The sequence below is a fragment of the Paenibacillus pinisoli genome (assembly GCF_003605435.1).
Lineage (GTDB): Bacteria > Bacillota > Bacilli > Paenibacillales > Paenibacillaceae > Pristimantibacillus > Pristimantibacillus pinisoli.
Genome location: NZ_QXQB01000001.1, coordinates 1,357,933 through 1,371,180, shown reverse-complemented (window position 1 = coordinate 1,371,180; position 13,248 = coordinate 1,357,933). Strand labels below are relative to the sequence as shown.

12 protein-coding genes and 1 riboswitch are annotated in these 13,248 nt (G+C 52.8%); of the genes, 7 read left to right on the top strand and 5 right to left on the bottom strand.

Annotation, left to right across the window (positions count from 1 at the left end):
• Positions 1-3 precede the first annotated feature (3 nt).
• The 3 genes from odhB (at position 4) to D3P09_RS06405 (ending at position 3,765) form a co-directional block, all read left to right on the top strand.
• The gene (gene odhB, locus D3P09_RS06415) at positions 4-1,251 is read left to right on the top strand and encodes a 2-oxoglutarate dehydrogenase complex dihydrolipoyllysine-residue succinyltransferase (RefSeq protein ID WP_120108123.1); all 1,248 of its coding nucleotides are present in this window, start codon (positions 4-6) and stop codon (positions 1,249-1,251) included.
• A gap of 162 nt (positions 1,252-1,413) precedes the next feature.
• Complete coding sequence (locus D3P09_RS06410; protein ID WP_165867330.1) at positions 1,414-3,237, top strand: PAS domain S-box protein; 1,824 nt, start codon at positions 1,414-1,416, stop codon at positions 3,235-3,237.
• 63 nt (positions 3,238-3,300) lie between these two features.
• Positions 3,301-3,765: a VOC family protein gene (locus tag D3P09_RS06405; RefSeq protein WP_120108120.1), complete on the top strand. Its 465-nt coding sequence runs from the start codon at positions 3,301-3,303 to the stop codon at positions 3,763-3,765.
• A 179-nt stretch (positions 3,766-3,944) separates the two neighbouring features.
• Here D3P09_RS06405 and D3P09_RS06400 read toward each other — a convergent pair whose 3' ends face one another.
• Entirely contained in the window at positions 3,945-4,166 is a 222-nt protein-coding gene (locus D3P09_RS06400; protein ID WP_120108119.1) for a hypothetical protein, read from the bottom strand.
• Between the two features lie 81 nt (positions 4,167-4,247).
• On the bottom strand, positions 4,248-5,474 hold the full coding sequence (locus tag D3P09_RS06395) for an aspartate aminotransferase family protein (protein WP_243643921.1): 1,227 nt from the start codon (positions 5,472-5,474) through the stop codon (positions 4,248-4,250).
• Positions 5,475-5,721: 247 nt separating this feature from the next.
• Here D3P09_RS06395 and D3P09_RS06390 point away from each other — a divergent pair, with 247 nt between their 5' ends.
• From D3P09_RS06390 to D3P09_RS06380, 3 genes are read left to right on the top strand one after another with little or no spacing between them, the layout of a single operon-like run.
• On the top strand, positions 5,722-6,717 hold the full coding sequence (locus D3P09_RS06390; protein ID WP_120108117.1) for an ABC transporter ATP-binding protein: 996 nt from the start codon (positions 5,722-5,724) through the stop codon (positions 6,715-6,717).
• Positions 6,714-7,517 (top strand): ABC transporter permease, encoded by an 804-nt coding sequence (locus D3P09_RS06385; RefSeq protein WP_120108115.1) that lies wholly within the window; start codon positions 6,714-6,716, stop codon positions 7,515-7,517. The genes D3P09_RS06390 and D3P09_RS06385 overlap by 4 nt, the downstream gene beginning before the upstream one ends.
• Positions 7,518-7,523: 6 nt before the next feature.
• Complete coding sequence (locus tag D3P09_RS06380; RefSeq protein WP_120108114.1) at positions 7,524-8,306, top strand: ABC transporter permease; 783 nt, start codon at positions 7,524-7,526, stop codon at positions 8,304-8,306.
• 1,124 nt (positions 8,307-9,430) lie between these two features.
• Here D3P09_RS06380 and D3P09_RS06375 read toward each other — a convergent pair.
• Entirely contained in the window at positions 9,431-9,871 is a 441-nt protein-coding gene (locus D3P09_RS06375; RefSeq protein WP_120108112.1) for a 5-formyltetrahydrofolate cyclo-ligase, read from the bottom strand.
• Between the two features lie 4 nt (positions 9,872-9,875).
• A riboswitch (cyclic di-AMP (ydaO/yuaA leader) is annotated at positions 9,876-10,056 on the bottom strand.
• Between the two features lie 167 nt (positions 10,057-10,223).
• On the opposite strand from D3P09_RS06375, the gene D3P09_RS06370 reads away from it, so the two are divergent.
• On the top strand, positions 10,224-11,180 hold the full coding sequence (locus D3P09_RS06370) for an aldolase catalytic domain-containing protein (RefSeq protein WP_120108111.1): 957 nt from the start codon (positions 10,224-10,226) through the stop codon (positions 11,178-11,180).
• A 116-nt stretch (positions 11,181-11,296) separates the two neighbouring features.
• On the opposite strand, the gene D3P09_RS06365 is transcribed toward D3P09_RS06370, so the two are convergent.
• Entirely contained in the window at positions 11,297-11,608 is a 312-nt protein-coding gene (locus tag D3P09_RS06365; RefSeq protein ID WP_120108109.1) for a hypothetical protein, read from the bottom strand.
• 184 nt (positions 11,609-11,792) lie between these two features.
• Complete coding sequence (locus D3P09_RS06360; RefSeq protein WP_120108107.1) at positions 11,793-13,172, bottom strand: Glu/Leu/Phe/Val family dehydrogenase; 1,380 nt, start codon at positions 13,170-13,172, stop codon at positions 11,793-11,795.
• Positions 13,173-13,248: the final 76 nt, after the last annotated feature.

Below are 13,248 nucleotides of genomic sequence, written 5' to 3'. Positions count from 1 at the left end.
CAAATGGCAGATATTATTGTACCTGAACTGGGAGAATCGATTTCCGAAGGAACGATTACAAAATGGTTCGTGAAGGAAGGAGACAACGTCAATCAAGGCGATGTCCTTCTGGAACTTGAGACGGATAAAGTCAACATTGAAATCAGTGCGGACAGCAGCGGTGTTGTAGCAAGCATTGCGAAGAAGGACGGCGATGTGGTGCTGGTAGGCGAGGCGATCGGTTCGATCGGCGCGTCCTCCGGCGCGCCGGCTGCAGCTCCGGCACCTGTTGCTCCGAAGGCGGCAGAAGCGCCAGCTCCTGCAGCTCCGGCAGCTGCTGCGGCTCCTGCCGCAGCACCAGTATCGACTGCTTCATCCGTGAATGCATCGCCTGCGGCACGCAAGCTGGCACGCGAACAAGGCATCGATCTGACGCAAGTACAAGGCAAAGACGGCATCGGCCGCATCTATCCGGGAGATGTACGTACCCATAACGGACAAGCTCCTGCACCTGCAGCGGCTCCTGCGCCGACAGCTCCGGCTCCAGCGCCTGCAGCAGCAGCTGGCGGCAAGCCGGTTGAGCGCAAGCGCATGTCCCGCCGCCGCGCGACGATTGCGAATCGTCTGGTGGAAGCACAGCGCACAGCAGCGATGCTGACAACATTCAACGAAGTGGATATGACGGCGATCCTGGATCTGCGCAAGCGCCGCAAGCAGTCCTTCTTCGACAAGAACGAAGTGAACCTCGGCTTCATGTCCTTCTTCACGAAGGCGGTAGTCGGCGCGCTGAAGCAGTTCCCGCTGCTGAACGCAGAGATCGACGGTGAAGATATCGTCGTGAAGAAATTCTACGATATCGGTATTGCCGTATCGGCGAAGGAAGGTCTGGTTGTTCCGGTCGTACGCGACGCGGACCGTCTGGGCTTCGCAGAGATCGAAAGAAATATCGTGGAGCTGGCTCAGAAAGCACGCGCCAACACGCTTTCCATCGGCGATCTGCAAGGCGGAAGCTTTACGATCACCAATGGCGGCGTATTCGGTTCCTTGCTGTCCACGCCAATCCTGAACACGCCTCAGGTTGGTATCCTGGGCATGCACAAAATCCAAATTCGTCCGGTTGCCATCGACAACGAGCGTATGGAAAACCGTCCGATGATGTATATCGCGCTTTCCTACGACCACCGTATCGTAGACGGCAGCGAAGCTGTTCGCTTCCTCGTAGCCGTGAAGGAAATGCTGGAAGATCCGGAGCAGCTTCTGCTTCAAGGCTAATCCATAGCGACACCATGAACCAAGCTATTGGTTATCGTTCGACGATAACCAATAGCTTTTTTGTCATTATTTAGAGGGTGAAGCAGGAAGGAAGCGGGGGTTCGTGGAACATAAACTACCATGGACGATATCGGAGGATTCCCTTCAAGGAGTGTTGCGGACATGACGGAGAGAAGCAACGAATATTTGCTGCGTGAAAGCAGGGAAAGATATGATGCTCTCGTTCACTATTTGCCGGATGGCATCCTGGTCCATTCCGGTTGCCGGATTGTATTCGTAAATGATGCCGCTGTAAGAATGCTTGGGGCAGCCTCAGCGGAAGAGCTGTTGGGGAAAGTGATATTTCCGTTCATTCATCCCGATTATGCGCATCTGCTAGAGGAGAAAATCGAGCAATTTATTAAGGCAGGACGACCGGTTCGATCTGCGTTCAAGAAGTTCGTACGCCTGGATGGAAGCATAGTCAAGACTGAGGTCCATGCTGTGCCCATTATGTTCGATGGCATGCCGGCTGTTCAACTTATCATACGCGATATGTCCGATTGGATTCGGTTGGAGGAGACTTTGCACGAGAAGGATGATTTATATAAGACGCTGGTGGAGCATGTTGTCGCGGGTGTCTTTGTGGAGCAGAATGGCATATTTGTCTATTTGAATCCGTATTTGGTGAAGATGCTTGGCTATCAAACCGACGAGATGATTGGCCGGAGGCTGGAAGAGTTTGTGGACGAAGAAGAAATGCAAGCGTTAAGGAAGCACGATTTTTTTGTCAATAATCATGGTGAAAAGCAGTTTCCATTTCGAATCAAAGGCAAGCACAAGGACGGCAGCACGGTCTATCTCGAGGGCAACAGCTCGATGATTACGTTTGACGGGCAGCGGGCGCTGCTAGGCACGGTACAGGATGTCACGATGAAGCATGAGCGCGAGAAGATGCTTCTGCAAAACGCAAAGCTGTATCAGCGCATCATGATGTGCATGCCGGAGCCTATTGTCATTACGCATAACGAGAAGGTGCTGTATGTTAACCGTCATGCGATGGAGCTGGTGGGGATGTCGGATGATTCCAGTATAGTGGGCACAAATCTATATGATTATATTCATGAGAATGATCGCGAGAGCGTGAAAGAAAAGCTGTCATGGACGATTTCCGTAGACGAGCCTACCTCATTCGCAGAGGGCAGGATCGTATTGACCAGCGGACGAGTGCTGGAAATCGAAGCGGCTAATATCAGCATAGATAATTATATGGGCAAAAGGGTCGTGCTGAGCGTTATTCGCGATTTGACCGAGCGCAAGCGTTCGGAGGAGCGGATACTCCGCTCCGAGAAGCTGTCGGTAATCGGACAGCTTGCGGCTGGCGTGGCTCACGAAATTCGCAATCCGCTTACCGCGCTGAAGGGATTTACCCAGCTTCTGCGATCCAAATACAGGGACGAAGCGACGTATTTTGGCATCATGGAGGGGGAGCTTGACCGCATTAATCTGATCGTCAACGAGTTTATGACGCTGGCGAAGCCCCATCTCTCTCCCTTCCAGCCGGGCAATATGGACGCTATTCTGCAAAGCGTGGTTTCGATTCTGGATACGCAAGCCATTCTGATGAACGTAGAGCTCGTCTATCAGCAGCAAGGGGAGCTCCCGCTTACGAGCTGCAATGAGAACCAATTGAAGCAAGTATTCGTCAATGTGATCAAAAATGCGGTTGAATCGATGCCAAGCGGCGGCAAGGTACAGATTACGGCAAGGGCCGAAGAGATACAGGGTGGACAATACATACATATACAGGTGAAGGACGAAGGGCAGGGGATTCCCCAGGAGCTGATCAGGCGGCTTGGCGAGCCCTTTGTCACAACCAAAGAAAAGGGAACGGGGCTTGGCCTCATGGTGAGCACACGCATTATTGAGGCGCATCACGGCACGATACATATTCAGAGCGCGCCGGATGAAGGGACGACCGTCGATATATCGCTGCCTGTTCTTTGATGAAGGCTGGGGGCGGATGATGGGAAAAACCAATGTTAAAATGATGAAGGAGCGTGAAAGACGATGACAACGCAAAAAGGGACGCTGGGAACAAACACGATTACGCAAATTGGCTTGCTGGTGCATGATATTGAAGCCGTCTCACAGGCATATGCCGATTTCTTCGGCTTGGAGAAGCCGGAATGGTTTTGGACGGATACGGCAGATCAAGCGCAGACTGAGTTCAACGGGCAATCTAGCGAGGCGCGGGCGAAGCTGGCTTTTTTTGATATGGGCTCGCTGCAGTTGGAGTTGATCGAACCGGATCGCCATCCCAGCACATGGCGCGAGCATCTTGATGCGCATGGGGAAGGCGTGCACCATATTGCGTTGATTATCGAAGGAATGAAGGAGAAAGTGACGCTCATGGAGGGCAAGGGGATGAAGCAGGTCCAGAAGGGCGAATATACGGGCGGACGATATGCCTATATGGATACGTTCCAGGAGCTCAAGGTCATGCTGGAGCTCCTGGAGAATGATCCTTCGTAACGAATGTTTGCAAGCGCTGAGCCGTGCATTGGAGTACATGAAACGGACGCGCTGAAATAGGAAACGCCATTCCGGGATGATGTTATCATCCATTGAATGGCGTTTTATATTTATGTGAGCCAGGTATGGCAATGCCGTTTATATGGTTAAAGTGAACGCAGAGGCTTACAACTAGGCGATTAGGCCAGTGTACGCAAAGCGGCATACGTATTTTTCAGCATTTGAGGGCCTGCCATGTTGGCAGCTACTGAAAACCATTCCGAATGCGTCAGGATTTTGCCAATCAGATAAAAAGCGATCCCGCCGATCAGCTCAAAGGCGATAAATTCCTTCCACTGCCACGCCGGCACCACATATACGATAAAAGAGTCTTTTTCCCGAGCTCCAAAACGCACCTTCAACCTCAAGCCCTCCTGCCGCACCCTAACAGAATTCCATACTCAATAGCGTATGCGCGGCAGCTTTTCCAACATTCGCATGAACTAGCTTGCAAGAGCCTCCTTCAAGATGTCCAGCATGGCATCGATATGGGACTTCTGAACGATCAGCGCAGGCATAAGGCGAATGGTATGGGCATTTGGCGCATTGACCAAGAGCCCTTTCTCTCTGCACTTCTCTACTAATGCTGGAGCGTCTGGCACATCAAAGGCAAGCAGGAGTCCTAGCCCCCGCACATTCGCAATTGGCAGGGAAGCGGACAAGCCCTGCAGCCCATCCTTCAAGTATTGGCCTTGCTTGCGCGCCTGCTCGGCCACATCAAGGCGAATCAGCTCGCGCAGCACTGCTAGCCCTGCGGCCATAGCCAGCGGCTGGCCGATGTAAGTTCCGCCTTGGTCGCCATGCTGGAACAGGTCATATTGCTCTTTCGTCAGCATAGCCGATAGTGGGAAGCCTCCGCCGATTCCTTTGCCGAGTGTCATAATATCGGGCTCAATGCCGTAATGCTGGTAGGCGAACATTTTGCCCGTACGGCCAAGACCGGTCTGGATCTCGTCGAATATGAGCAGGATTCCGTACATATCGCATATTTTGCGCAGTCCGTACAGGTAAGCTTCGCTGACGGGATGGACGCCGCCTTCCCCTTGCACTAGCTCCACCATGATGGCGCATGTCTGGTTCGTGACCGCGGCGAAGCAAGCGTCGAGGTCGTTAATCGGCACATGCACAAAGCCGTCTACCTTCGGCGCGAAGAGCGGCTTCCATTGCGCTTTGCCCGTCGCAGACATCATCGCCAGAGTACGGCCGTGGAAGCTGTTCGTCAGCGTAATGATCTCATAGGCGCCGTTCAAGTTCAGCGCCCCGTGCTTGCGGGCAAGCTTTACCGCGCTTTCGTTGGCTTCCGCTCCCGTGCTGGTGAAGAACACCTTATCCATCCCGCTGATGCTGGTCAGCAGCTCAGCGAACTGGATTTGCGGCTCATTGAAGAAGGCGGGGCTGGCATGCACCAGCTTGGATGCTTGCTCGGCAAGCGCCTCCTGCAGAACAGCAGGGGAATGGCCCAGACTATTGACCGCCCAGCCGCCAATAAAGTCCAGATAGCTATTACCTTCGGTATCATAGAGCATCATGCCTTCGCCGCGGGCCATGACGATATCGGGCCGTATAGCGGTATGGAGCACATGCTTTTTGGCAAGCTCGATAGGCGCCGGTATATGAGAAACGGTGTGCGTGTCTTTTTTCGAAGATGAAACATGCATGAGATTGGACAAGGAAATCCCTCCGTTCAAAACTTAATACTGTATAAATATACATCAATACGAATTAATATTCAATAAACAAATGAAGGATTTATGATTTCGCGCACGCCCGTTGTTTAGAAAAATAAAGCTATACTTTTTTGGAAATATCGGGTATGATCTTTATCCCGCTGTTTGAGGCTGGGCAAGGAGAGGGGACAGGAGAGGCTCTCTGCCCTAGCGGATTCAGCGTAGGTACAAACAGGAGGATAAAGAGAGCATGAATCGGAATGATGCATGGATTCGGCTGGATGGAATTGAGAAGAGATTCAAAGTCGCGACCAGGACGGCAGGCCTCAAGGAAGCGACCAAAGCTTTATTCGCACGAAAGCACACGATCGTGGAAGCGCTGAAGGATATCAGCTTCTCGATCGGAAAAGGAGAAATCGTCGGTTATATCGGCCCGAACGGAGCGGGCAAGTCGACCACGATCAAAGTCATGAGCGGCATCCTGGTGCCGGATGAGGGGCAATGCTCCATCATGGGCTATAACCCATGGAAGGATCGGACGGAATACGTCAAGCATATAGGCGTCGTCTTCGGACAACGGTCGCAGCTATGGTGGGATGTCCCCGTTATCGATTCGTTCGAGCTGCTTAGAGATATCTATGCGATACCGGAGGGGATGTACCGGGACAATCTGGCGATGCTGACGGAGATGCTAGATCTGGAGGCGATCCTGAAGATGCCGGTCAGGCAGCTGAGTCTGGGGCAGCGGATGCGCTGCGAGATTGCGGCTTCGCTGCTGCATAGTCCCAAGCTGCTATTTCTGGACGAGCCTACGATCGGGCTGGATGCGGTCAGCAAGCTGGCGGTGCGCAACTTTATCAAACGGCTCAATCGGGAGCAAGGGGTCACGGTAATCCTGACCACTCACGATATGAGCGATATCGAAGCGCTGGCGAATCGGATTCTCATGATCGGAAAAGGCACCCTTCTTTATGATGGAACACTGGATGAATTGAAGGAGCGGTTCGGCACAGGCAAGACGGTAACGGTCGATTACAGGGGGCGCTCTGGACCGGTTGCGATTGAAGGGACAACTCTAATCGAATGGACGGACGAGAGGGCTGTATACAGCTTCGACTCGGAAAAGGTGACGCTTGCGGAGATGGTGACCCGCTTGTCAGAGTCTGTCGAGGTGGTCGATCTGTCGGTGTCGGCCAAAGATATCGACGAGATTATCGTTCAGCTCTATAAGGAGCACCAGATATGAAGGCTTATGCTTCGATTTGGCGCCTCCGTTTTATTAACGGGATGCAGTACCGCTCGGCAGCGCTCGCCGGTATGGCAACCCAGCTATTCTTCGGCTTTGTCTTCATCATGATCTTCGCTGCATTCTACAGCAACGGCTCGGGCGATCAGCCCATTTCTCTGGATGATTTGATTACGTATGTATGGCTGCAGCAAATCTTTTTGTCCTTCATCATGTTATGGTTTCGCGATCAGGAATTGTTTGATTTGATTACTAACGGCAACATTGCCTATGAGTTATGCAGGCCTATGGAGCTGTACCCGCATTGGTACTCCAAGCTGCTGGCTCAACGATTTGCAAGCGCGACGCTGCGCTGCTTTCCGCTGATGGCGATCGTTTTTATTATCCCTGAGCCTTATCGGATGGGATTTCCGCCTACTTGGGGGTCTTTTGTGCTGTTTCTGATTGCGCTGGCGTTAGGTTTGTTTGTGGTCGTAGCGATCTCGATGCTGATCTACATATCGGTGTTCTGGACCATGTCGCCGGTTGGCTCCATTCTGATGATTGCGGTTGCAGGCGAATTTCTGGCAGGCATGGTTATTCCGGTTCCGCTTATGCCGTCGTGGCTTCAGCCGATCGTGTACATACTGCCGTTCCGCTGGACGACTGACTTCCCGTTTCGCGTCTATTCCGGACATATCCCCGTTGCGGAAGCGGCATGGGGCATTCTGATTCAGATTGCTTGGCTAGCGGTGCTTGTGCTGGCTGGAAGAGCATTAATGAAAAAAGCGCTGCGAGCCGTCGTCGTGCAGGGAGGGTAGGCGGATATGAGATTATATTTCAAATATTTGAGCATTCATCTGAAATCCCAGATGGAGTATCGGACATCCTTTTTGTTGATGAGCGTCGGACAGTTTTTTATTCCCTTTATGGTGTTCGGGGGCTTGTACTTCATGTTCCAGCGTTTCGGCGAGCTGCAGGGATGGACTTTCTTTGAGGTAGCGCTTTGCTTCTCCATCATCCATATGTCGTTCTCGCTTAGCGAATGCTTTGCAAGGGGATTTGATGCATTTTCGTCGCTGGTGGGCAGGGGAGATTTTGACCGGCTGCTGGTTCGCCCCAGAAGCACGGCGCTGCAAGTGCTCGGTTCGAAGTTTGAGTTTACGAGAGTCGGCAGACTTCTGCAAAGTGCGATCGTGCTGGTCTGGTCGGTATCGAGCTTGCCGCAAATATGGAGCTTTCCAAAGCTGTTCACGCTGCTGCTTATGATCGCTAACGGCACCATTATTTTTACTGGCATATTCATATTGGCGGCGACGTTCTGTTTCTGGACCATTCAGGCGATTGAGGTTGCCAACGTGTTCACAGACGGCGGGCGCGAGATGGCGCAATATCCGCTCAACATTTATGAGAAATGGGTGACACGTTTTTTCACCTTCATCATCCCGTTCGGCTGTGTCAGCTACTTGCCGCTCATGTACCTGCTCGATAAGCGGGAAGGCAGCATGTACTTGCCCATGCTGATCACATTCGGCGGTATGCTGTTCCTCATCCCTTGCCTCCTCATCTGGCGCTTCGGCGTGCGCCATTACCGCTCGACGGGTTCTTAGCGGGGGAGTTGGGAGGTGGCTGCTTTACGTAGGTTGGAAGGAGTTATTTTATCTGCCTATTAGTGATGTAGCGGGTGAGCTGCCGGTATGCCTCTTATTACTCTTTGATTTGTTGCTTAGATGCTTTTAAGTCATGCAGGTTCATGAGTGGAAGTTTAGCCGGTTGTTTGTTTTTACAGGATAATGGACTCGATGAATCAGTTATGGAGGTGTTGAAGTCGAAAGGTTGCAAATATGCAAAAACGAGGTGCCTTTACCATGAGAAATCGATGGTAGAGGCGCCTCTTTATTTTTCTATTGGGGGGGCTAGAAGGGAGGCACCGCCGTAGTAGTTGCAAGCCGAGAAACTCGGCATAGAGAGCCGAAAGCCGCCGCCGTAGCAGCAGCAAGCCGAGAAACTCGGCATAGAGAGCCGAAAGCCTCCGCTGAAGCAGCAGCAAGCCGAGAAATTCGGCTTTGGGAGCCGAGAGCTGCCGCCGATGCAGGTGCAAGCCGAGAAACTCGGCATAGAGAGCCGAAAGCCGCCGCCGTAGCAGCAGCAAGCCGAGAAACTCGGCTTAGAGAGCCGAAAGCTGCCGCCGTAGCAGCAGCAAGCCGAGAAATTCGGCTTAGAGAGGCGAAAGTCGCTGCTGATGCAGGTGCAAGCCGAGTTTCTCGGCTTGCAGGGCCGAAAGCCGCCGCCGTAGCAGCTGCAAGCCGAGAAACTCGGCTTAGAGAGCCGAAAGCTGCGGGCGGAGCGCAGCAAGCCGAGAAACTCGGCTTAGGGAGCCGAAAACCGCTGCCGATGCAGCAGCAAGCCGAGAAACTCGGCTTAGAGAGCCGAAAGCCGCCGCCGTAGCAGCAGAAAGCCGAGAAACTCGGCTTAGGAAGCCGAAAGCCGCCGCCGTAGCAGCAGCAAGCCGAGAAACTCGGCTTAGAGAGCTGAAAGCCGCCGCCGTAGCAGCTGCAAGCCGAGAAACTCGGCTTGCAGCTCCGCCATGGCGCACCGCCAGCCCCGGAAACTCCCCATAATGCAAACAAGCCCGGCATTCCGGGTAGGAAGGCTGCGGGCTTGATGCTGGTTGCGGCCTGCCTTGGCAGGCTGGCCGGCATCGGATATTCCCCATATCCAAGCGAACTTGCGGTTAGTCTACGGACAAATAAGCGACGGCGCGCTGTTGAAGAACGGATTCCTCAGCAGGCTCGGCCGAAGCAAGCGGGCGTCCGGAGCCCGGATTCTGCAGCTGGGTAATAGCGGCGGAAAATAGACGATAAGCCCGGTTATCGGGATTAAGAGTATGCGCGATACGTTCGGTGAGCCGTTCGGTCAAGGAAACGATCGAGAATTGGCCGATGAAGCTGCGGAAGAGCGGACCCCAACGGTCGAGTTGCAGGCTTGGCTCGCTATCGCTGACGAACTGCTCGTTCCAGCCGTAGCCAAGATCGCTGCTGATGCGGAGACAAACGCGATACCCTGTCGAGTCGATCGCAAGCGCCGGAATGACGAATACTTCCACGCGCGAAATGTTGAGCTGCAGAGGTTGTTCTGAAGGAAATGGGGAATCTTGCAATGATAAAGAAAGCATAAGACATCTCTCCTTTGTCCGCTTACGAGGTTAGCTGTCGGATTCGGGCTAGAGAGTAGACCCTACCGGGGGTACAAATCCCCGGACTCACCCCTTGCAAGGCCGCAGCCGGCTGTCGGCCCGCGTCGCACTTACGTTGGTTCCCCCGCTTTTTCCAGATAGGAAAAATTAAGCGTTGATGTTTACATAATATTTTAACTTTAAAATATCAATTTGTAAATGATATCTTATCGGGACAGCCAAACGTCCAAAATATCCAAAAACCGACATAATTACTTTGCGTTCCCGCCATATTTCAAGTATGATGGTAGATAAAAAGTGAACTCATGTTCAAATCAAAGGAGCAGCAAGCATGCATTCGAAAACTAGTCATTGCAAAATTGTCGATTGTACAATTCGTGACGGCGGACTCGTCAATAACTGGGATTTCAGCGTCGAGTTTGTACAGCACCTTTATAATAGCTTGAACGAAGCTGGCGTCGACTACATGGAGATCGGCTACAAGAATTCGCCGAAGCTGTTGAAGGGCGCTGACAGCGCAGGGCCATGGCGCTTCCTGGATGATGAATTCCTTCGCAAAGTCATCCCGAACAAAGGCAACACCAAGCTGTCCGCGCTCGTGGATATCGGCCGTGTTGACGAGAATGATATTTTGCCGCGCAGCGAGAGCCTGCTCGATCTAATTCGCGTTGCTTGCTACATTCAAGATGTAGACAAGGCCCTTGAGCTGGTGCAAATTTTCCACGACCGCGGATACGAGACGACATTGAACATTATGGCGCTCTCCAACGTAATGGAGAACCAGCTCATCGAAGCATTCAAGCAAATTAATGACAGCGTGGTTGACGTGGTGTACATCGTGGATTCCTACGGCAGCCTGAAGCCGGACGATTTAAGCTACCTGGTGGATAAGTTCCAGCAGCATCTGCCGAACAAACGTCTTGGCGTCCATGCCCACAACAACCTGCAGCTTGCGTTCGCGAACACGCTGATTGCAGCAAACAAAGGCGTAGAGCTGCTTGACGCATCCGTATACGGCATGGGCCGCGCGGCAGGCAACTGCAACACGGAACTGCTTGTATCCGAATTGCAAAATACGAAATACAACGTTCGTCCGGTTCTCGACATGATCGAGAAATATATGGTGCCACTTCGCGAGAAGGAAGAGTGGGGCTACATTATCCCTTACATGATCACGGGTATTCTGGATGAGCATCCGAGATCCGCAATGGCGCTTCGCGCTTCCGAGAACAAGGATAAAGCGGTTGACTTCTACGATCAGCTGACAACTCCGGAAATCTCCAAGTAATACCGAACCTGACTATTACATTTACCCAAAAAGGCGCTTGCCGGTTACGCGATCATTCGCGTACGGCAAGCGCCTTTTTATGGTGGATGAGTCACTCAGCTGCACCCGCTTGCAGCCTAAGCTTCGGTACGGATCAGCTCGCCATCGCCGCGAATGGCGGCGGCGGAGCTGGGCTCGTTGGGGTGGAAGTAGGCGATGCCCTGATACTCCTCGCCTGTTGCTGCCTTGGCGGTAAGCTGCACGCGAATGTCCTCATTCTGGCTGAACCAGGAGAGGAGATCCTTGTCTCTGACGCCATCTACGTCAATATACCACAGCTTGTCTCCATGATCGGTGACGATGACAAGCACGGCCTTCGAGAAAGCAACCTTGAAGGACGAATGCTGCGCGTAACCGATAATGATTGATGATAGTTCAATGGTTTCCATATGTCATGCCTCTTCCTGTTGCTTCATGTATAGCATCAGGCACAGACTCGCTTGCTTCCACACCGCGCGCGGCTCCCAGAAGGGCGTATCGATATGGGCTTGCCGGTTCCCCTTAAGTCTTGCACAGCATCTCCCGGGCAGGAAGGCTGTGCAAGGGTGGCAGGAAAACCGTCTGTACCTGTAATTAGTATAGTTTGCCTTGACGGTATAATACGGAGGACAGCTTGGTTACGGCATGGACAAAGCAATTTTGCCGGAGCGACAGCGGATCGCCGAAGTAAGCCGGCAGGATGCCGTTCATCGTTTTCTGCATCTTGGCGAACAGCTGGCGGTACACTTCCGCTTCCGAATAGAATTGCGTTTCTCTGCCTTGCAGCCATTCGAAGTACGAGACGATGACGCCCCCTGCATTGGCCAAAATATCCGGCACAATGATCGTGCCTTGCGAAGTTAAGATCTCGTCCGCTTCTCCCGTAATCGGAGCATTGGCCCCTTCGACAATGATGCGGGCTTTCACTTCATTCACATTATTGCCGTGAATTTGGTCTTCAAGCGCCGCGAGGAACAGGACATCTACATTCAAGTAGAGCACCGCTTCGCGGTCCAGCAATTCGCCAGCTATGCCGCTTTCCCTCAGCGCATCCTCTGTCGACGGCAGATCGCCGCGGTTCGTCGATGCATACTCGACCAGAGCGGGAATATCAAGACCGCTCTCGTTATACAAGGTGACATTGCGGTCGCTGACAGCGACGACTTTGCCGCGAATATCGGAGCACTTGTAAGCTTCCATCGCTGTAACGGAGCCGACGTTGCCGAAGCCTTGCACCGCGATGGACATCGGCTTGTTCGCGTAAGCAAGCGCCGTTGCCGCAAAAGGGTTCGAGCTGCCGGCCAGCCAGCCGATATTGTCGCGGATGAAGTCATGCATCATATAGCGGAAGGTGAAGTAGACGCCTTTGCCCGTAGCCTCCCGGCGTCCGAGCGAGCCGCCGCTGACCAGACTTTTGCCGGTGAAGCTGCCAAGGTACGGGGAACCGGGATGGATGCTTTTGTATTCCGCCATCATCCAGTCCATCTCGCGCTCGCCCGTGCCCATATCCGGAGCTGGAATATCTTTATCGGGTCCCAGTATATCGCTGAAATACTGGACATATTTTTTGCAGATCGTGTACAGCTCTTTCTCGGAGAAGCTGCGCGGATTAATGACGACTCCGCCTTTGCCGCCGCCGAACGGAACTTCATGCAGCGCGTTTTTGAGCGTCATCAGCGCCGCAAGATTGGTAACCTCGTCTTCATTGACGGATTCATGGAAGCGAATGCCGCCTTTGTAAGGGCCAAGCGCATCATTGTGTTGAATACGGAAGGCAGGAATGCGCACGACATTGCCGTCCTCCAGCGCAATGCGCAGGAATGCCTTATGTACTTTGTTCGGTGTAGACAGAATTGCCGCCAACGATTGAAAGGCTTGTTCCCGGCGTTGTCCTTGGACAAGGGGAAGGAATGAAGAATCTCCCATTAACGCGTTCAGGGATTGTTGTACAATGGCTCCAGTCTGACTTGCCATAGGGATACGACCTCCTTGTAGTAAGCATATGATGTGTGCTTTGACTGATTGTACCATATATTGCGCATGTGAATAA